The sequence below is a fragment of the Comamonas sp. FUJ_7 genome, assembly GCF_057369555.1.
Window position 1 is genome coordinate 105,339 of the sequence record NZ_JBXXZI010000009.1, and the last position, 18,951, is coordinate 124,289.

Annotated in this window: 17 protein-coding genes and 1 pseudogene; 7 read left to right on the top strand and 11 right to left on the bottom strand. The window is 59.5% G+C overall.

From position 1 onward, the window contains the following. The first annotated feature begins 361 nt into the window (after positions 1–361). Positions 362–967, top strand: a complete 606-nt coding sequence (locus AC2I9W_RS14325) for a chalcone isomerase family protein (protein WP_486410599.1) — start codon at positions 362–364, stop codon at positions 965–967. 21 nt (positions 968–988) lie between these two features. Here the strand turns inward: AC2I9W_RS14325 and speE are convergent, their stop codons facing one another. The 4 genes and pseudogenes from speE to rpe all read right to left on the bottom strand — a co-directional run bounded on the left by speE (position 989) and on the right by rpe (position 3,894). Beyond that, complete coding sequence (gene speE, locus AC2I9W_RS14330) at positions 989–1,918, bottom strand: polyamine aminopropyltransferase (RefSeq protein ID WP_486410663.1); 930 nt, start codon at positions 1,916–1,918, stop codon at positions 989–991. A 3-nt stretch (positions 1,919–1,921) separates the two neighbouring features. Continuing rightward, a pseudogene (gene speD / locus AC2I9W_RS14335) lies at positions 1,922–2,275 on the bottom strand (adenosylmethionine decarboxylase); the annotation flags it as partial. 138 nt (positions 2,276–2,413) lie between these two features. Then, positions 2,414–3,097 (bottom strand): phosphoglycolate phosphatase, encoded by a 684-nt coding sequence (gene gph, locus AC2I9W_RS14340; RefSeq protein WP_486410600.1) that lies wholly within the window; start codon positions 3,095–3,097, stop codon positions 2,414–2,416. A 113-nt stretch (positions 3,098–3,210) separates the two neighbouring features. Next, positions 3,211–3,894 (bottom strand): ribulose-phosphate 3-epimerase, encoded by a 684-nt coding sequence (rpe, locus tag AC2I9W_RS14345; protein ID WP_486410601.1) that lies wholly within the window; start codon positions 3,892–3,894, stop codon positions 3,211–3,213. 31 nt (positions 3,895–3,925) lie between these two features. Between rpe and apaG the strand changes: the two genes are divergently transcribed. The 6 genes from apaG to AC2I9W_RS14375 all read left to right on the top strand — a co-directional run bounded on the left by apaG (position 3,926) and on the right by AC2I9W_RS14375 (position 10,295). Further along, positions 3,926–4,333 (top strand): Co2+/Mg2+ efflux protein ApaG, encoded by a 408-nt coding sequence (gene apaG / locus AC2I9W_RS14350; protein ID WP_486410602.1) that lies wholly within the window; start codon positions 3,926–3,928, stop codon positions 4,331–4,333. Between the two features lie 19 nt (positions 4,334–4,352). Then, on the top strand, positions 4,353–6,320 hold the full coding sequence (locus AC2I9W_RS14355; RefSeq protein ID WP_486410603.1) for a site-specific recombinase: 1,968 nt from the start codon (positions 4,353–4,355) through the stop codon (positions 6,318–6,320). 62 nt (positions 6,321–6,382) lie between these two features. Continuing rightward, positions 6,383–7,378, top strand: a complete 996-nt coding sequence (thiL, locus tag AC2I9W_RS14360) for a thiamine-phosphate kinase (protein WP_486410604.1) — start codon at positions 6,383–6,385, stop codon at positions 7,376–7,378. Positions 7,379–7,440: 62 nt separating this feature from the next. After that, entirely contained in the window at positions 7,441–9,057 is a 1,617-nt protein-coding gene (locus tag AC2I9W_RS14365) for a DUF4139 domain-containing protein (protein WP_486410605.1), read from the top strand. A 21-nt stretch (positions 9,058–9,078) separates the two neighbouring features. Beyond that, positions 9,079–9,672, top strand: a complete 594-nt coding sequence (locus tag AC2I9W_RS14370) for a phosphatidylglycerophosphatase A family protein (RefSeq protein WP_486410606.1) — start codon at positions 9,079–9,081, stop codon at positions 9,670–9,672. Positions 9,673–9,806: 134 nt separating this feature from the next. After that, the gene (locus tag AC2I9W_RS14375) at positions 9,807–10,295 is read left to right on the top strand and encodes a CinA family protein (protein ID WP_486410664.1); all 489 of its coding nucleotides are present in this window, start codon (positions 9,807–9,809) and stop codon (positions 10,293–10,295) included. 12 nt (positions 10,296–10,307) lie between these two features. Here the strand turns inward: AC2I9W_RS14375 and AC2I9W_RS14380 are convergent, their stop codons facing one another. The 7 genes from AC2I9W_RS14380 to AC2I9W_RS14410 are packed head-to-tail and all read right to left on the bottom strand — an operon-like array spanning position 10,308 to position 18,907. Continuing rightward, positions 10,308–12,215, bottom strand: a complete 1,908-nt coding sequence (locus tag AC2I9W_RS14380; RefSeq protein ID WP_486410607.1) for a pilus assembly protein TadG-related protein — start codon at positions 12,213–12,215, stop codon at positions 10,308–10,310. 33 nt (positions 12,216–12,248) lie between these two features. Beyond that, on the bottom strand, positions 12,249–12,698 hold the full coding sequence (locus AC2I9W_RS14385; RefSeq protein ID WP_486410608.1) for a DUF3613 domain-containing protein: 450 nt from the start codon (positions 12,696–12,698) through the stop codon (positions 12,249–12,251). A 31-nt stretch (positions 12,699–12,729) separates the two neighbouring features. Continuing rightward, positions 12,730–14,445, bottom strand: coding sequence for a tetratricopeptide repeat protein (locus AC2I9W_RS14390; RefSeq protein WP_486410609.1), 1,716 nt, complete (start codon positions 14,443–14,445; stop codon positions 12,730–12,732). Beyond that, complete coding sequence (locus AC2I9W_RS14395; protein ID WP_486410665.1) at positions 14,442–15,392, bottom strand: type II secretion system F family protein; 951 nt, start codon at positions 15,390–15,392, stop codon at positions 14,442–14,444. Before AC2I9W_RS14395 ends, AC2I9W_RS14390 begins: the two co-directional genes overlap by 4 nt. Continuing rightward, positions 15,392–16,360 (bottom strand): type II secretion system F family protein, encoded by a 969-nt coding sequence (locus AC2I9W_RS14400; protein WP_486410610.1) that lies wholly within the window; start codon positions 16,358–16,360, stop codon positions 15,392–15,394. The genes AC2I9W_RS14395 and AC2I9W_RS14400 overlap by 1 nt, the downstream gene beginning before the upstream one ends. Beyond that, positions 16,353–17,681 (bottom strand): TadA family conjugal transfer-associated ATPase, encoded by a 1,329-nt coding sequence (locus AC2I9W_RS14405; protein WP_486410611.1) that lies wholly within the window; start codon positions 17,679–17,681, stop codon positions 16,353–16,355. The genes AC2I9W_RS14400 and AC2I9W_RS14405 overlap by 8 nt, the downstream gene beginning before the upstream one ends. Continuing rightward, positions 17,678–18,907, bottom strand: a complete 1,230-nt coding sequence (locus tag AC2I9W_RS14410) for a CpaE/TadZ family protein (RefSeq protein ID WP_486410612.1) — start codon at positions 18,905–18,907, stop codon at positions 17,678–17,680. The genes AC2I9W_RS14405 and AC2I9W_RS14410 overlap by 4 nt, the downstream gene beginning before the upstream one ends. Between the last annotated feature and the right edge of the window lie 44 nt (positions 18,908–18,951).

Below are 18,951 nucleotides of genomic sequence, written 5' to 3' on the forward strand. Positions count from 1 at the left end.
AGATATGCCCAAAAGCATATAGGCCGCGGGTGCACGCCGGGCTCGTACCGGAGTGCTTCAGCAGTTCAAATGTGCAGGCTTACGCCAGGGCCAGGCTCCCCGGTCTCCACAACCTGCATTGAACGTGCGATGAATGAACATGATTGGGACAGTGTAGCGCATACAGCGGCAGCCCAAGAGCCACCGCTTTTTTACACAACGCAAAAGCTCCAGAGTGCAAAGACTCACATGCTGGGGAGAGTCCTGATTGCAGGCATTGCTGACAAATTCAAACATACACCTCCCAACCGGCAGCGCCTTGGCGCAAAGCACCCAAGGCCGCCAACAAAGCCGCCTGACCAGAAATCACGAGGAGACACCCATGCACCGCTCTCGCCTAGGTCCTGCGCTGCTACTGGCCACAGCGCTGACCAGCTCTGTCGCACTGGCGCAGGATTCGCCAGCCAAGCCACTCCATATCCACGGCATCAGCTATGCGCCGTCCCTGCAACTGCAGGGCAAGCCTTTGCAGCTCAATGGCGCAGGCACGCGCTACAAAGCCGTGTTCAAGGTCTATACCGCCGGTCTGTACCTGGAAAAGCCAGCGCACAGTCTGCAAGACATTGCTGCACTGCCCGGCCCCAAACGCATCAGCGTCACCATGCTGCGTGACATTGACTCCGCCGAGCTGGGCAAGTTGTTCTCTCGCGGCATGGAGGACAACATGGAGCGCTCAGCCTTCTCCAAGCTGATCCCCGGCGTCATGCGCATGAGCGATATCTTCACACAGCACAAAAAGCTGCATACCGGGGAGAACTTCACGGTGGACTGGGTTCCAGGACAAGGCACCCTGGTTTCCGTCAAAGGTCAGCCGCAAGGCGAGGCCTTCAAGGAGCCGGAGTTCTTCAACGCCCTGCTGGGCATCTGGCTGGGGCCTCAACCGGCAGACCAGCAGTTGAAGAAGGCGCTGCTGGGCAAGACCAGCTAGCGCTGTCCGGCAAGCCAAGCCTTACAGCATGCGATATTGCGGTGCCAACAGGTCGCGGTAATAGCCCGGCAGCGCAAACAGGCCGCCGTGCGTTTGCGCGTTGTAGTACTGCAGATCCTGCACCTTGCGCTGCTGCAAACGCTCTGCCACCTGCTTTTCTGTCAGCTGCAAAGGGTCCAGGCGGTCAGAGGCCACCGCCAGCCCCCAGTAGGCACCGTACAGAGGAATGTAGAGGCCGTAGCAACGCACGACTTCAAACTGCTCGCGCAGGCTGCGCGCCAGCTCCGCAACTTGTGCGCCATGAAAGACAGGGCTGCCCAGGTGCAGCACCAAGGCTCCATCCGGCGTCAGCACGCGCTTCATGCGGGCCAGCGACTCTGAGGCATACAGCGCGCTGGCGGGGGTATCCGGGTCGGTCAGGTCCATGAAGGCCAGATCAAAGCGTTCATCCGTGCTATCCACCAGCGCCATGCCATCGCCGATGCTGACCTGCACACGCGGGTCATCCAGTGCACCGCGATGCACGGCCTGCAAGTGCTCACGCGAGAACTGGACAACGGTCTCATCCAGCTCAGCCAGCACCACGCGTTCAATACTGGGGTGCTTGAGCAATTCTTCCGCAGCACCACCATCACCGCCGCCCAGAATCAAGGCCTTGCGCGGCGCGGGGTGGGCCATGGCCGCAGGATGCACCATGGCTTCGTGGTAGAAAAACTCCTCTTTTTCGGAGGTCATGAAGCGCCCATCCAGGCGCAGCACCTTGCCGAATTCCAACGTCTCCAGCAGCTCCAGCTTCTGGAACGGGGTCTGACGCTTTTCAGTGGCCGTAGCGCGATAGCCAAAGCGGCTGTTGGGCGTGAGCTGCTCCTGCACCCAGTTGGCATCGGTCTCGGGCTGCTGCTCCTGGGCCGCCTTGTCGCAGGCCGTAGCCATGCTGATATCGCCCCGCATCAAATGCTGACGCAGCACGCGCTTGGGCGCGAACGCAGTGATCACGCCCTCCATCAACTGACGCGCCTTGCCGGAGTTGTCATCGGAGAAGTTGCAGACATATACGTCGATGGTGACGCTGCCGGTCTCCGGCCAGGTGTGGATTGCCAGATGAGACTCTGCCAGCAGCACCGTGCCAGTCACCCCGCCAGGTTGACCTTCGTATGGCGGGAACTTTACCCAGGTGTCATCCACCAGAGTCAGACCAGAGGCCGCGGTCTGGTCGCGGCACAGTTGAGCAATGGCGTCGGCGTCGAGCATATAGCGCTCGTCGCCAGAGCATTGGTAAAGGTCGGCGGTCAGGTGCAGTCCGTGCATGTGGCGTGAGTCCCCCTTCGTTCTCTGCCGGACATGCACCTCAGCGGTGCTCCGACATGGTTAAAACAAAGTCAAAGACTCTACCAAATAAGCTTATCCGCACTCATTCCTGCCAGAAATGCATACAACTTCACCCCATCACACAGCAAGCTGCGAAAGCGAGCTCAGGTGAGCGCTAGCATCCACAGCAGTAATGGGCAACCCATGGTTGTAGCCATAAGTCATCAGCACAACAGGGCAGCCGGCCGCATGGGCTGCCTGGGCATCGTTGCTGGAGTCACCCACCATCAGCGTGCGTGCAGGAGAGCTGCCCAGCGCCTTGCAGGTTTCAAGCAGTGGCATGGGGTCGGGCTTTTTGCGGGGGAAAGAGTCACCGCCAAACACGCAATCAAAAAAACCATCCAGCCCCTTGGTTGCCAGCAGGGGCAGGGCAAAGGACAAGGGTTTGTTGGTCAGGCAAGCCATGCGCAGACCTTGAGCCTGCAACGCGTTCAGCCCCTCGACCACGCCCGGATAGACATCGGCGAACTGGCCATTGATGTCCAGGTAGTGGTGCTCATAACGCTGCCAGGCTTGCGGATACAGAGCGTCAATATCCTGCGCGCCCACATGGGCCAGCACGGAGCGGATCAAATGCTCGCTGCCCTTGCCGACCATGTGTTCAATGGCTTGGGGCGCGATCGCGGGCAGTCGCAGGTCCGCCAGCATGCGATTGAGCGATTCTGCAAAGTCACCCAAGGTGTTCACCATGGTGCCGTCCAGATCGACCATCACGGCGTCAATTTCAAGGGCTTGGGCAGGTGCGGGCAGAGTCAGCTTCATACAACTATCAATTCAATAGCTGCATGCGCTTTCCAGCATTAGGCTTGCAGCCAAAAACGTTAAAAAAGGCCTGCATGATGCGACCATGCAGGCCTTGGGTTTCTCCGGCTCGCTCAGGCGGCCAGGTTCTTGCGCATCTGATCGATCACCAACTTGTAGTCCGGCTTGCCAAAGATGGCGCTGCCCGCCACAAAGGTGTCGGCACCAGCATCGGCCACGGCGCGGATATTGGCTTCCTTGATGCCGCCATCCACTTCCAGACGGATATCCTTACCAGAGGCTTCAATACGTTTGCGGGCGTCTTCCACCTTGCGCAGCGTGCTATCAATAAAGCTTTGCCCCCCGAAACCGGGGTTCACGCTCATCAACAGGATCAGGTCGATGTCTTCAATCACCCAGTCCAGCACATCCAGCGGCATGGCGGGGTTGAAGGTCAAGCCAGCCTTGCAGCCATGGCTCTTGATGTTCTGGATGCTGCGGTGCACGTGCTGCGAAGCATCGGGGTGAAAGCTGATGTAGTCAGCACCAGCCTTGGCAAAAGCAGTGGCTAGATCGTCCACCGGCTGCACCATCAGGTGTACGTCGATAGGCACGGGCTTGCCATCGGGAGTGACTGCATGGGGCTTCAAGGCCTGGCAAACCATGGGGCCGAAAGTCAGGTTGGGCACGTAATGGTTGTCCATCACGTCGAAGTGGATCCAGTCTGCACCGGCAGCAATGACGTTGCGCACTTCTTCGCCCAAACGGGCAAAGTCGGCTGACAGGATGGAGGGGGCAATACGGTAGGTGGGGCTCATGAGGTGCAATTGTCGCAGTTACCATTGCGCCATGCCAATGAACGAGTTTCTGGTCCAAGTCCAGCCCGCCTACCTGCCCGAGCAATCCGCTCCGGCAGCCGGTGTCTATGTGTTTTCCTATTCCATCACCATCACCAACACCGGTGAGGTGCCGGCGCAGCTGATTGCGCGGCACTGGATCATCACCAATGAGCTGGGCCATGTCGAAGAGGTCAAGGGCCTGGGCGTGGTGGGCCGCCAGCCTCTCTTACAGCCCGGTGAGTCCTTCGAATACAGCAGCGGCTGCCAGCTGCGCACTCCCACAGGGACCATGCAGGGCAGCTATCTGTGCGTCACCCATGAGGGAGAAACTTTCGAATGCGAGATTCCGCTCTTTGTGCTGCAGACCACCGATCCCGGCGAAGTCATGCCCATGACTGAAAAGCGCGTGCTGCACTGAAAGATTTGCCCCCTCTTACATGAAAAAAAACCGAACAACCCTGCCAGAGCTGATCGCAGCTCTGGACCCCGACGCCGGGCTTGCGCAACGCCACCTCTGGCTCATTCATTTGGCGGAATGGATACGGGCAGCCCAGCCCTCGGTGGAGGGCGCGGTTCAGCGTGTCAGGCAAGTCGTCGAGGCCTTCGAGACCGACCCGGAAGCCATGGCACGGCTGCGCCGCTGGAGTCAGACGCTGATGGAGACGGTGGACATCACCGCCTTGCTGGCCGACTTCGGCTTTGCGCCACGCACCGCCATGGCCAGCGAAGTGGTTGAGCGCCTACGCTATAAGCTACCAAGCACTCCCGAGACCGTGGATGCGTCCGAGCTGTTCATGCTGGTTTTTCCCGACCGCTTTGATGCCCGCTGGCTGCATGCCTTAGACAGCCAACTCATGGCTCGCATCACGCAGCTGCTGCGCCCTCACGAGGCACAAGCAGAAGGCGTCAGCTTCTGGGAGCGCAGCCTGCTTGACGCCATCACTTATTGCTCCGGACAGATTCTCTCCACCGGCTTTGCACCCGAGCTACGCCTGCGCATGAGCGAACAGGCCCGTGATGAAAAGCCCTTCCATGCCTTGATTCATGATGTGGAAAACCTGCGTGTGGAAGTCATGCTGCCACTGCGCACCACAGACCGGCGCGACGCAGCCGCCGCCCAGTTGCGCGAACGCCTCGAAGCCTGCCGCGCTGCCGTGGCATCGGTCTACTCCTATGTCGAGGCCGAGGGCATCTCGGTAGGACTGATCTTCCGCCTGCGCCAGGTGAGGGCGCGCATTTTGCGCATCCGCCGCCTGCTGGACTGTCTGCTTTCCGATGACCGCGCCTACGAAACCTCGGAGCTGCTCTCCAACCTAGTCGCCGTGGGCATAGAGCGCCGTAGCGTACGCGCGCTGATGTCCACCAACTCTTCGCTGCTGGCCGCCAAGGTGGCCGAGCGCAGCGCCGAGACCGGCGAGCACTACATCACCCGTGACGGCAGTGAATACCGCAAGATGATGGCCAAAGCGGCCGGTGGCGGCTTTGTGATGGCCTTCACCACGCTGGCCAAGTTTGCGCTGTACGCACTGGGCCTTTCCGTCTTCTGGTCCGGACTGGCTGCAGGCTTGAACTACGCCATCAGCTTTGTCCTGATACAGATGCTGCAGTTCACGGTGGCCACCAAGCAGCCAGCCATGACGGCTCCGGCCATGGCCGCCAAGCTCAAGGACATTCAAAGCGATGACTCCATTCAGGAGTTTGTCGACGAAGTGGCCCACCTGGTGCGCTCACAGGTGGCAGCCATTCTGGGCAACGTGCTCATCGTTTTTCCTGCCGCGCTGCTGCTCACCATGGGCTATGCCTATCTGGTCGGCCATCAGGCACTGAGCACCCAGCACGCCGAGCAGGTGCTGGATTCACTGAGCCTGCTGGGTCCATCGGTGCTGTTTGCCGCTTTCACAGGCGTTTTGCTGTTTGTCAGCAGTCTGATCGCTGGCGGTGCAGAGAACTGGTTTGTATTGCGCAATATCGATTCGGTGATTCGCTATAACCCGCGAATCACACGCCTCCTGGGCTCGGTCCGCGCCGATCGCTGGGCTCGTTTTCTGCGCGAGAACGTCTCCAGCCTAGCCTCCAATATTTCGCTGGGTTTCATGCTGGGGCTGGTGCCTGCGTTCGCGGCTTTTTTCGGCCTGGGTATGGAAGTGCGTCACGTCACCCTGTCCACCGGTCAGATCGGTGTCGCCGTGCCTTCGCTGGGCTGGGAAGTGCTGCACTCCAATCTGCTGTGGTGGGCCGTTGCCATGCTGCCCTTCAATGCGGCACTCAATGTGGGCGTGAGCTTTTACCTGGCCTTCCGCCTGGCACTACGAGCCCACAACGTCAGCGTGGGTGACCGTTCACGCATCTACAAGGCCATACGCCAGCGCTTTTGGCGCAGGCCTCTGAGCTTTTTCTGGCCTTGACCTTTAACCGCCGCTGACCAGCGGCCCACCAGGCCGCAGCATTGCGGGCGGCCAGAGATTTCATGGGTGAATTTGATCTGATCCGCCGCTACTTTCAGCGGCCCGTGCATCGCGCTGCTCTGGGCGTCGGTGACGACTGCGCACTGCTGGCACCGGCCGCCGGAATGCAGCTGGCCATCTCCAGCGACATGTTGGTTGAAGGCCGCCACTTTTTTGCCGACGTGAGCCCGCGCCTACTCGGTCACAAAGCACTGGCAGTGAATTTGAGCGACCTGGCTGCCAGTGGCGCCAAGCCTCTGGCGTTCACTCTGGCCCTGTCTTTGCCCTGCGCCAACGAAGCTTGGATCAGCGAATTTGCCACCGGCCTGCTGGAGCTGGCCGATGCCCATGAGTGTGAGCTGATTGGCGGAGACACCACAGGCGGTCCGCTCAATATCTGCATCACCGTGTTTGGTGAAGTTCCGGCAGGCCAGGCTTTGCTGCGCAGTGGTGCCAAGCCTGGCGATGAAATATGGGTCAGCGGAAACCTGGGCGACGCCCGGCTCGCTCTGGAGGCACTTCTGGGCCATGTCCAGCTCCCCGCTGACCTGCTTCAACAAGCCCGGCAACGGCTGGAAGCGCCCACGCCGCGCGTAGCTCTGGGCCTGGCACTTCGCGGCCTGGCCAGCAGCGCGCTCGACATCAGCGACGGCTTGCTGGGAGACCTCGGCCACATTCTGGAGCTCTCCAAGGTAGGTGCCACGGTCGACAGCCGCCTCACAACAAATTTGATAGCTGCCAGCGCTTATCCACAAAGCACTTTATGGCAGTTTGACTCAAAACTTCGGCAGCAGTGCACGCTGGCCGGCGGCGATGATTACGAGCTGTGCTTTACCGCTCCTGCCGACCGTCATGCCGACGTTCTGTCTGCGGGTGCCGCTTGCGCCACTTCCGTTCACTGCATCGGTCGCATTGAGGCGGAGCCGGGCCTTCGTGTGCTGGATGCCAACGGAGCCCTGCAAGCCAATCATTGGAAATCATTCGATCACTTTGGCTCAACGGCGAGTGAAGGCAAATAAAAGAGCGCAAACGCCTTGGGTTAAGCTCCAAGCCTGTTCACTGCCCACAAGAGCTTTCCATCATGCGTTCAAGCCGTCTTCTGCCCGTGTACATATCCTGCCTGGCGACCAGCCTGCCCGGGCTGGCCACTGCTAACAGCAGCCTCAGTGTTTCAGGCAGCCGCGCTCCGATCACCGAAGTCACGCTCTACCCCGGCATTGCTGCCGTGCAGCGCGAGGCGCGCATCGATGCCCAGACTCGCCAACTCAGCTTTGAATGCCTGCCTGCCAGCATCGATACGCAAAGCCTGCAGATCAGCGGCGATGAGGGCGTTCGCGTGGGCGAAATCAAGACACTGCTGCAAGCAAGACACATGGCCGCCAAGGACTGCACCAGCCCGCTGGATCAGCAAGTGCGCAGTCTTGAAGATCAGCTTGCCAGCATTGAAGCGGAAGAAAACGCTGCCAAGCTCGTGGACGATTTTCTGCAGGGCGTGAGCAAGCCTGGCGACGAGGGCAAGACCAGCGCCGCGCAGATTGCCAGCACCAGTCAGGCGCTGCGCCAGACCAGCCGTGACAACAGCGTGCGTGCCCACCAGATTCAGCGCCAGAAGCAGGACTTGCTGGCGCAGCTGCAGCCGCTGCGCCAGGAGCGCGACCGCACAGGTGCCGAGCGCTCTCAGGTGATGAAGGTCACAGTCCAGTTGGCCAGCGCCCGCCCAGCCAATGTGCGCCTGAGCTATCAGGTGCGCGGCCCTAGCTGGCAACCCAGCTACCGCGCACAACTGAACACCGCCAAACAGCAAGTGCAGCTGGAGCGCCAGGCTCTGGTCGTGCAAGCCAGTGGCGAAGACTGGAGCAATGTGAGCCTGCGCCTGTCCACCGGCCAGCCCACGCGCAGCACGCAAGGCGCCATGCCACGCCCTTGGACGGTGGATATTGCCGAGCCTATGGCCCCCATGGCGCCAGCACCCGCGCCTGTATCCGCCTCGTCGATGCGCCTGAGTGCCAAAGCCAGGACCGAAGGGGCTCCCGTCCCCGCCTTGCCCGCACTCGATGTCTCCAGCATCAACACGGCCTACAGCACGCAATTTGTGATTCCCTACAAGATCAGTGTCCCGTCCAGCGCTGAGCGCATCACGCTGACGCTGGGTCAAGAAAGCCTGCCGACCACCTTGCTGACCCGCACCGTACCTGCCATGGAGGAGGCAGCCTACCTGATCGCCACACTGCAAGCGCCGCAAGGTATCTGGCCCGCAGGCCCTGTCGCACTGCTGCGCGATGACGCTCTGGTGGGCAATGGCCGTCTTGACTTTGGCAATGCCCAGGCCCTGGCGCAAGGCCTGTCTTTCGGCCGCGATGAAAAAGTCGTGGTGCGCCGCCTGCCTGCTCAGAGCAATATTGGTAGCAGTGGCTGGGCCAGCAGTAAGACCGAACGCACCGTGACTCGAAGCTACTCCGTGGAGAACCGCCACGACCAGCCCATTGCGCTGCAAGTGCTGGACTCTGCACCGGTCTCTCGCAACGAGCAAATCAAAGTGCAGTCGCAATACAGCCCTCAACCCGCGACCACTCGCTGGAATGCCCAAAACGGCATGATTGCCTGGGAGCAAAACCTGGATGCCCGCAGCACCGCGCAATTCCAGGCCACACACCAGATCCGCTTTCCTGAAGGTGAAGCCATCACGGGCCTTCAATAAGGCTGCGCGTATCATCACGCCATGACGGATGACTCATCAAATAGCGCCGTAGCGCATACTGGTATTACGCAAGCAGCTATCAATAACAAAGCAAGCAACGCAGCAAGCCCGGCTGGCATGGCCTACCCCAGCGTGAAATTCATGCTGCAGCACCCTGCCCACATGATTGCGCTGGGCTTCGGCTCTGGTCTGCCCCGCATTGCCCCTGGCACTGTGGGCACGCTCTGGGCCTGGCTCGCCTATCTGGTGCTGGCCCTGTGGCTGACACCCACTCAGATCGGCTGGGTCATCGCAGCCAGCATTCCCGTGGGCTGGTGGGCCTGCACCATCACCGCAAAGCATATGCGCGTCGCCGATCCGGGCCATATCGTCTGGGACGAAATCGTGGCCATGTGGATCATTCTGTGGCTATGCATGCCCATGGGCTTCTGGGGCCAGCTCGTTTGCTTTGCGCTGTTTCGCTTCTTTGATGCCGTCAAACCCCAACCTGTCAAATGGGCTGATCAGTTATTCAAAGGCTTCGGCCCACGCGGCGGCTGGGGAATCATGTGGGATGACCTGGTAGCGGCGTTCTGCACACTGCTGGTCATTGCCCTTTGGCGACATTTTTTCTAACCTCCTGAGTCGCTTCGCGCCTTCCCCCGAGGGGACGGATGCCATCGCCGCGTGGCGGCTCTTGCTCGGCATCCCTGCCTTGGGGCGCGGAACAACCTCAGGCTAAATTCACAAGGAGCAAGAGCCCCATGGTCATGGAATCAGAAACCAGCATCGAAGAACTGGTGCAAAAACTGGCCGCCAACCTCATCGAGAAGAATTGGATGCTGACCACCGCCGAAAGCTGCACCGGCGGCATGATCGCTGCGGCCTGCACCGACCTCGCCGGCTCCAGCCAATGGTTTGATCGCGGCTTTGTGACCTATTCCAACGAAGCCAAGACCGAAATGCTGGATGTTCCCGCCGAACTGATCGAAAAGCACGGCGCCGTCAGCGAAGAGGTCGTGCGCGCGATGGCCGAGGGGGCGATCCGCCATTCACGCGCCCAGGTCAGCATTGCGGTGACTGGGATTGCCGGGCCTGGAGGTGGGTCTGTGGAAAAGCCCGTGGGGACGGTTTGGGTGGGGTGGTGTGTGCCACAGCAGACCTTGGAGAAATGCCTGCATCTCGGAGGCCACCGAGCTGCCGTGCGCAAGGCCACAGTTACTAAGGCACTGGATGCACTGCTGGCAACTCTGTCATAGACAGCTAAAGGATCAGAACACCAGCTCTGGATGAGCTCCACAGGTCATGCGCGCTCCTACTTCGGTCTGCGCCAAATCAATGCCCAGTACCTTCAACAGAGCATTCACCAAAGGATCAAGCAAAGGCGACAGCAAGCCGCTGATGATGCCCTGCACCAAGGACAGCAAGCTTCCCAAAACACCCTTAACGACATCCAGCAGTGCCTGAATACCGCCGGGTTTGGCCCGCGGGTCTGGCGTCAACGTCTGCAAAACATTCAGGCTGCCTACGGTAGCTGAGAGACTGCCGATGATGTTGCGCGCAGACAAGGCTTTCCAGGAGGGATCGCTGCTCAGCGGCGGTGGGGCGTTGAAAGTGAAGTTGGGGTCTGTATTGGCCGCCACCGGTGTCTCCACTTGAACACCAAGACCACCGAAATATTGCTGTGTGCGCTTGCCAAAACCATCGCAACCGATGCAGTCCAGCCGCAATATTGGCAGCGGGGCCATCTGAACAGGCGCACGTGTGCCAAATGCCTGGGCCTTGGCCTCGCCTAGAGAATCCCCCATACGCCCTAGCCGGATATCTGCCAGCGCGCTTCTGGTGTTCGTCACCAGTTTCTTGCTACCCGCATTGCAGTCGTAATCCGTGACGTAGGACTGCCCTCCACCTACATCCAGACTCAGATCAATTCGTGTAGGTGTCGGCAGGATGGTCATATCCGCATAGCCGTCCACATTGCCCAGCAACACATTGAGCAGCGCAATGACAGGAGACAGCGGCTTCAGCAGCGCATCGACGGTCTGAAACAGGCCGCCCAGCACCGGCGCTTCAACTGAAACCAGCACACGAACCTGAGCAGTACGGACATAGATCCGGTTAGCGCCTAGCGGATCGAGCTTGGCCAGCTGCGGGTCACCGATGGAAGAAATCTGCGGCGGCTCTATGACCTTCAAAAACACATTCAGATTGACCAGCCCGGGGATGGGAACAGCCACTGCAGCCGACAAAGCACTGTTGCCGTTTCCAACCTGGATGGCACCTTGAACCAGATCAAAAGCGTTCAGCCCCAGATCCAGAGCAGAAAAGTCAAGGCCAGTTTGCAAGTTCAGAAGCTGAGAGAGCTTCAGCGTCAAAGCAGGCACACCGAGAGCCGCCGTCACAAGCTGGTTCAGAGCCTGCAGCGCAACACCGGCTGTATTACCGCTTTGCTGTACCACATCCACCATGGTCTGCAGCAGCACTCCCACAGTCACATCGGCGCTTAGCAGTTTTGCGTAGTCCCCCACATTCACACCGACTCGTGGTGCAAGAAAATCCAGGAACTGCAGCAGGTTGATCTGCGTTCCCAGTATTCCATTCCAACCTACGGCGTCCAGTTTGATGTTCGAGCCCAACAAACCGCCGAGAACCGCATTCAAAATCGCGGACTGTGTTGTATCCACCTTCAGCAAAGTAGTACGAATCGATAGCGCAGCTGCTGGCTGAGGCCGCCACGCAACCGCGCTTGCTTCAACGTTCCTGGACGAGTTACCTGATGTCTGCCAAATAAAAAAAAAGGGGACCGCCCGCATCATCTGTACTCTGCTGGCATTGAACGGGTCTTGCCCGGCAACGAACATGTCACTGGCAGAGGAGCCAGCCCGAGATTTTTTCCAGTTGCCACACTCCACGGCCACTTCGCTGGCAACTGCGCCGTTTTGCTGCGCATTTCTTTGCGCACTCGGTCCGCAGTCCCGCAGTGAGGTGGCCGATGCTCCCGCCAGTGCCGCCAGATCCGCAATCTTCTGCAATTCCCGCTTTTGCCAGAACACATTGCCAATATCAATGGTCGCCAGGCAAATCACGGCAATCATCAGCCATAGCGCGCCCAGCATCGCCACGGAGCCCGACTGGCGACGGATGCGTTTATGGCTCAAGCCCTTTGCAAAAGACTGCATGCAGATACACCTTCAGACGGCCACTGCCGCGGCTTAGCGGCTGCCGCCGGATTTGTTGCCCACTTGCGTTTCAGAGCTTTCGGGAATCTTGTGGGTAAAGCTTTCGAGGTAGCGCTGATAGGTGCGCTGAGCCACATCGCTGGTCACAGGGTAGGCATTGCGCGAGGCGTACTGGCCCTCTGCCTGCAGCTTGAGCAGGTGAGTGGTGGCATCCCCTCCCCGGTTCGTCGCAACTGGCGTCAGCGATGCATTGCTGGGGGCTGGCGTCTGGGTTACTGCCGCCTTTGCGGCTGCAGAAGATGCTATCGCAGTTGACGTACCTGGCCCGGTCGCTGCAGTGCTTTTGGAGGCGCTCAGATTGGTCACCCCTGTAGTGTTAGCAGCAGTGCTGCTGGTCTGCGCCGTGACAGCCGAAGCGGCCATTGCCATGAGGATCAGAGCCACTGCTCGCAAGCGCTTGATCGAGGAAGTCTGGTTATTCATAAGGGGCTCCGTCGCAGTTCAGACAAGGTGTTCAAGGCCAGACACGCTCTGGCATCGCCGCTTTGGCAGCAGGTGTGGATTTGCTGCCGGCTTCTTCGTCGGGCGATTCAAAGAACAGTCCCCCAGTTGCAGCGCGTCTAGGCAGCATGGCTTGCACTTCCTGCTTGCTGCTGCCGGCATTGCCACCTTGACGAACTACCGCAGGACAGGCTACAGCCATCACCACCGCGCCTTCTTGCAACGATCGTGCCGGGCCTGAGGGCTGGCGTGGCACCGTCGGCTGTGGCGTGCTGGGCGCAACGTGCGGCACCGATGCTGGATGCACGGGTGCCAGCTTCGGTAGTGGGAGTTCTTCCGTCATCAACGGTTGTGCAGGCTTTGTCTCTTCCCGCTTGGCAGGCTGAGATGGAGCGCTGAGCGCGATCTCTTTCGGTATCGCTTTTGCTACGGATACAGAAGCTGATGGCGCCTTAGCAGAAAGCATTTCAGAGTGTTTTGAGTCTGAAATTGTTGGTAATGTTGCAACAGCTGCTACAACAGTAGGAGCTGTGGAAGCACTAGCACTTCGCTCTGCCTGTCGTGACTCAGGCAGTGCGTATGCATAGGTTTGAGCATGTGCTGAATCCTGCGGAGTTTGACCTGGGTAACGTGGGCGACCTGCATCAAAGCTGCCGCCTGAAACCATCCACTGCCCACCGCTGGGCATACGCTCTGCACTCTGCGCCATCACCGGCTGAGCCAGAGGCAATGGCGGTACAGCTGAGGAGTCTGCCGCGCCCAGTGCCTGCATTGACTCTGGTGCTTTTGTCACAACGACCTCCGGAGCCTGAGCACTCTCAGACTCCGGCGTGGATTTTTTTGTGGAGGTCTCCTCCTGCACTGCAGCGGATGCCGGTGTGGAAGCCGTCGGCATGACACTCTTGCTCATGCCCATGTCGGGTACAGCTGCCTCGGGCCTTGAGAGGTTGACGACTCTACCCGTTGCCTGCGTTGCCGGATCGCTCCCGGCCAGTCTGGCCGCCTGCTTGGCCCCCTTCAACCACTCACTGGCTTGCTCTTTGACAGCCTGCTGGGTCTGCCCATCCAGCTTGCGCTGACGCATGAATTCCTCAGCCTGCGCACTCTGCCCGCTGACCATCATGAAAAGACTCAAGTTGACGTTTGCCTGCGCATCTTCAGGGTTGAGCTGCGCCGCCTGCATCAAAGGAGTGCGAGCAGCATTGAGGTCATGGGCACGCAGATACGCATAGCCCAGATCAGTCAGCAGACGGGAGTCCACAGGGTTGCTCATGCGAGCCTGCTCCATCTGCAAGGCAGCCTGGCGAAAGTTGCCCTTCTCGGCGGCAACACGGCCCAGACCATAGCGTGCTGCTCCGTCATTCACACTACCCAGCAGTCCTTGGTACATCGTGACGGCAGCGTTGAGTTGCCCGGTCTGCCTCAAGGCATCGGCACGCAGCAAGCGTGACTCGCTGGACACACCCCACTGCTTGTCCAGCGCATCAAGGTGGGCGATGGAGGCATACCAGAGCGACTTGGCCTGCATCTGTTTGACCAGCGCCAGATAAGTGTCCTGCGTGTTGACCACCGGGTCTTTTTCCAGTGGCATCTCTGCAGCGGCCTTGGCCGCGGGCGACAACACGGGCTGGTTGGAGCCCAGCAGATTGCCCATGCTGGAGCAACCTGCGAGCATGGACATGGCTACGGCTGCGACAGGCAGCATCAGGTACTGACTTTTATAGGTCATTTGCTCATCCCTCCCAATGCCCGGATCACGGCGAGAAAGCCGGGTCCGGCAGTAATGATGATCAGGGCCGGAAGCAGCGTCACCACCATGACGCCAGTCATCTTGACCGAGATCTTTCCTATCATCTCTTTCATCCTGGCTTTGCGCTGTTCACGTAAACGCTCGCCAAAAACACGCAATGGCTCCTGTACCGCGCCGCCATATTGATCGATCTGAATCATCAGCGACGTCAGGTTCGCCAGGTTTTCGTTTTGGTAGATGTCACTCAGACGACCGAAAGCGCGCTCACGCGTACTGCCTCTGCTGTATTGCTGATTGGCCAGCAAGATCTCGCGCGAGAGCACAGGCATGACATTGCCAAAGTCAGAGCCTATGACCTGCAAGGTCTGATCCAGGCTCATGCCCGTGCCTTGCAGCAGCCCCAGCAAATCCACCAGCAAAGGCAGCTCCCGCACCACGCTGCTGCGACGACGACGGGCCACGCTTCGCAGTACCCATTTGGGCAGCAAGAAGCCGATGGCAAAGGCTGCAAAGAGGTAGAAAAAGAGATTCTTGCTTCCAGCCAATATCACCGCAAAAACGACTGGAAGCGTTATTGCACAAACACAGCGCGCTATTAAATATTGAACCTGTGCACGCGTAGAGCCCCAGCCACACTTGCCCAGCAAGATGCGATCTTCATCGGCAACCAGAGCTTTACCGAAGGAGCCTTCCAGCCAGTGAACAGGCAATGCGTCTTCGCCCTTCAAGGCCTTGAAAAGGCTCACGGGCTCGGATGGCGCAGAGGGAGCATTTACCACTGCACCACTGCGCCCCAGTGCGTCTTGCACCACCTGACTTCTGCGCTCGCGCCGCTGATGCGCATAGGCAATCACGCCTGCCCCAATCAAGGCAGCCAGCGCCAGCAGCGCCACACTCAGCATCAGAAGAAGGCGTGAGGTTTCCATCATTCAGCCCCTTCATCAAGCTTGGCCATACGGTATAGCAGCACCACCCCGAAGACCTGCAAAGCAGCTGCAGCCCAGATGATGTTGCGACCGGTTTCATCGTTCCACATGCGCAGGAAATAGCCTGCATTGAAAGAAATGATCATTCCGCAAACAGCCACTGGCAGCAGGCTCAGCACCCAGGCCGACATGCGCGTCTCAGCGGTCATGGCAGACAAATCCTGCTCAGCCTGCTCACGATCTCGCATGAAGTTGGCTACGCGCTCCAGCAGCAAATCCACGCGGCCGCCGTAGCGCACACTGATGCGCAAAATGGCTGCCAGCAAATGCAGCTCATCCAGCCTTGTCTGCCGCGCAACATGGGCTACGGCGTTCTCTAACTCCATACCTGCGCGTGCCAGACTTGCGGCCTTCTCCATCACCGACTGCAAGGGCTCTTTTGTATTAGCTGCGGCCAGCTGAAAAGCCGCTTGCACTGAATTGCCAATGCTCACCAGGCGCACGGCGTTATCCAAAAAGCCAGGCAGTTGCTGCGTAAGGCGCACCCGATATTTTTGCGCCCGCGTATAGAGAAAAAAGAAAAAACCGATGCTGAGTACCACCAAGGCCGCACTTGCCGCCAGCCAGCTTGCAGCCAGGCCAGCGATGAAAAACACCATTGCAATCAGCACCAGGCCGCCATAGAACAGCCTGGCGCTGACCGTACCCAGCAAGATCGCAGGAACTTGCCACACCGACTTGTCATCCTTACCCAGCCCTGCATCCGCCACTGAACTATCAAAGGCAGAGACACCGGGATCCTTGAGCCCTGCGCCTAAGGCTGCAGCCGCACTTTGATCAAGGCTCCGAGTCAGGTGCTCGGTCATCTGACGCATCTTCTGTTTGCGACTGACAAGCAGCCAAAGAGCAATCGCCGCCGCCGCAACCAAGAGGGCCAGACTGAGCATCAAGAATGCACGGCTATCCATGGCGCCCTCCAGGCGCAGCATTGTTGCCGGCATGTTGCAGAACCGCCCTGTAGCGAGCCAGCTTGGGGGTGTGAGGTACCAGTCCCAGCGTGACCCAGCGCTCCTGGTCTTCGCCATCCGCCTGTGGCAGCAGCTCGTGGCGGTACAGCTCCTGGGTTGCAATCACACTGTCGACAATGCCTGTCACCTCCGTAATAGAGGTAATGCGCCGCTTGCCGTTGGGCAATCGACTAATCTGCACAATAAAGTCCAGCGCATTCGAAATCTGGCGACGCAGGCTGACCTCACTGCCCTGAAAGCCGGCAAAACCCGCCAGCATCTCCATGCGGTGCAGACATTCACGTGCAGAGCTGGCGTGAATCGTGGCCATGGAGCCGTCATGGCCGGTATTCATGGCCTGCAGCATCTCCAGCACTTCGGCGCCACGCACTTCCCCTACCACAATACGGTCAGGGCGCATGCGCAAGCTGTTGCGCAGCAAGTCTCGAATGGACACCACCCCTGCGCCTTCAAAGCCACCAGGACGGCTTTCCATGCGTACTACATGCGGGTGCGGCAGTGTCAGCTCGGCCGTGTCCTCAATGGTCACCACCCGTTCATTGGCCGGAATGAATCCGGCGATCGCATTGAGCATGGAGGTCTTGCCACAGCTGGTTCCGCCACTGATGAGAATGTTGCAGCGCTCACGCACCGCCAGTTCCAGCAAACGGGCCATGCCTTCGTCCAAGGTGCCAAAACCGACCAGGTCCTGCACCTTCAAGGGGTCGTTGCGGAACTTGCGAATGGAGACCGCGGGCCCGTCCAGTGACAGCGGTTCGATCACCACATTGATACGCCCACCATCGGGCAAGCGCGCATCCACCATGGGAGTCGATTCGTCCAGGCGCCGCCCTAAGGGTGAGATGATTCTGCGCACAATGCGCAGCACATGGGCGTTGTCGGTAAAGTGCAGTGTCTCCTGCTGCAAAACCCCTTTGCGCGAGACAAAGACACGCTGGTAGCCGTTGATCAAAATGTCTTCAACCTCCGGGTCTGCCATCAAGTCATCCAGCGGCCCAAGACCTGACAGCTCCTTGTTCAGCGCCTGCGCAATCCATTGCACTTCCTCATCGTTGACCGGAAAGCGCTGCTGACGCACGAATTGCTCCAGCTCCTGACTCACAAACTGACGCACGCGACTGGTCGACCATTTGGCGAATACCGCTCCCAGCTCCTCGACCCTTGTCAGCAGGTGTTCATGCGCCACATTTTTGATCAGCAAGAGCTGCTTGGAGTCCGAAAAATGGTTGCTTTGTTCTGAAAAAACGATGTCCATGCTCATTCGCCTCTCCTCAGGCGCTTAGCCCATTGACTCAGAACGCCTTGCTTTGGCGCTGTCGCTTGCTCATCTACCGCCGCCTCCCCCAGCAATGCTCTGGCCATGCTGCGTATGCTCGCCACATAAGGGTCCCCGCGCAAAGACTGCGACAGCAGCTGCCCACAACTGGCCGCATTGAGCAGTACCGTGGAGCGATCTGGAATGACATGAGCCAGCTCTATCCCCAGTCGCTGAGCCACATCTTTGGCCGGAAGCCCAGCCTGCACATTGAAGCGATTGAGTACCAGCTTGAGCGAGCTGCGAGCGACACCTTTACCCTCCAGCTCCTTGAGCAGATGTGCGGTGGAGACAATGCCCCCCAGGGACTGATCGCACACCACCCACCCCAGCCCGCACTCCCGCAGTACAGGCGTCAGAAAATCTGCCTGAGTCATTCCCCCCAGATCAATCACCTGCGCACGCAGCAAGCCCCGCAGCGCCCCGACCACCCCTGCCGCCGCCGAAGGACTGACTTCGCGCAGCAACCCCAGGTCTGCAGGCCAGGCCAGTGTCGCAGTGCCGGAAGGGTGCTTGGCAAACGCCGAATTGATCAGGGTGGCATCCAGACGTCGTGTGTTCTGGACTGCATCGACGAAGGAAAAGTCCCCAGTCAGGCTCAAATACAGCAGGCCATCGCGCGCAGGCAAACCCAGGTCAAGCAAGGCCACATGAACCGCTTGCTCGTCGGGAAGCTGGCTGGCTCCAAACGGCCTGGAGACCTGCCTTCTACGCTTCGCTCCACGCTCGTCATGCGTCTTCATTTCCTGCAACATCACCGCCAAGTGCGTGGCCAGCGTAGTCACCCCCATGCCTGCGCGAGCACCCAGCAAAGGCAGTGTTAAGCTTTTGACAACTTGCTCCATCGCAACTGTTGCCGGCAGGCTATTGCTCTCCTGCATCTGAAGCTGAATAGCTTCGCGAGCCTCACTCTCCGGTGCATCCCAGTCGATGAATTCAGCAACGCCGCAGCGCAATGCCGCACGCATGGACGCCGAGTCAGAAGAGGAGCCCGCGCCCATCATCACAACCGATGGAAAAGCACTGCGCAAATCTCCGACCAAAGCAACCGCGTCATCCATCATCGGAGCAGAGAAATCCACCACCACAACCCCCAGGCCATTGGCAGATATCGCAGACTGCAACGCTGTGAACTCATGTGCCACCGGAATCACTTCCGCATCGTTGCTCATGGCACTTGCGAGCCAGAAAGCATGCGCAGAAGAATGCGTCACCA

Bases quoted from the DNA above. Each gene is read 5' to 3' on its own strand.
- AC2I9W_RS14325 (WP_486410599.1), top strand. From the start codon at position 362: ATGCACCGCTCTCGCCTAGGTCCTGCGCTGCTACTGGCCACAGCGCTG.
- speE (WP_486410663.1), bottom strand. From the start codon at position 1,918: ATGCGGGGCGATATCAGCATGGCTACGGCCTGCGACAAGGCGGCCCAG.
- gph (WP_486410600.1), bottom strand. From the start codon at position 3,097: ATGAAGCTGACTCTGCCCGCACCTGCCCAAGCCCTTGAAATTGACGCC.
- rpe (WP_486410601.1), bottom strand. From the start codon at position 3,894: ATGAGCCCCACCTACCGTATTGCCCCCTCCATCCTGTCAGCCGACTTT.
- apaG (WP_486410602.1), top strand. From the start codon at position 3,926: ATGCCAATGAACGAGTTTCTGGTCCAAGTCCAGCCCGCCTACCTGCCC.
- AC2I9W_RS14355 (WP_486410603.1), top strand. From the start codon at position 4,353: ATGAAAAAAAACCGAACAACCCTGCCAGAGCTGATCGCAGCTCTGGAC.
- thiL (WP_486410604.1), top strand. From the start codon at position 6,383: ATGGGTGAATTTGATCTGATCCGCCGCTACTTTCAGCGGCCCGTGCAT.
- AC2I9W_RS14365 (WP_486410605.1), top strand. From the start codon at position 7,441: ATGCGTTCAAGCCGTCTTCTGCCCGTGTACATATCCTGCCTGGCGACC.
- AC2I9W_RS14370 (WP_486410606.1), top strand. From the start codon at position 9,079: ATGACGGATGACTCATCAAATAGCGCCGTAGCGCATACTGGTATTACG.
- AC2I9W_RS14375 (WP_486410664.1), top strand. From the start codon at position 9,807: ATGGAATCAGAAACCAGCATCGAAGAACTGGTGCAAAAACTGGCCGCC.
- AC2I9W_RS14380 (WP_486410607.1), bottom strand. From the start codon at position 12,215: ATGCAGTCTTTTGCAAAGGGCTTGAGCCATAAACGCATCCGTCGCCAG.
- AC2I9W_RS14385 (WP_486410608.1), bottom strand. From the start codon at position 12,698: ATGAATAACCAGACTTCCTCGATCAAGCGCTTGCGAGCAGTGGCTCTG.
- AC2I9W_RS14390 (WP_486410609.1), bottom strand. From the start codon at position 14,445: ATGACCTATAAAAGTCAGTACCTGATGCTGCCTGTCGCAGCCGTAGCC.
- AC2I9W_RS14395 (WP_486410665.1), bottom strand. From the start codon at position 15,392: ATGGAAACCTCACGCCTTCTTCTGATGCTGAGTGTGGCGCTGCTGGCG.
- AC2I9W_RS14400 (WP_486410610.1), bottom strand. From the start codon at position 16,360: ATGGATAGCCGTGCATTCTTGATGCTCAGTCTGGCCCTCTTGGTTGCG.
- AC2I9W_RS14405 (WP_486410611.1), bottom strand. From the start codon at position 17,681: ATGAGCATGGACATCGTTTTTTCAGAACAAAGCAACCATTTTTCGGAC.
- AC2I9W_RS14410 (WP_486410612.1), bottom strand. From the start codon at position 18,907: ATGAGCAACGATGCGGAAGTGATTCCGGTGGCACATGAGTTCACAGCG.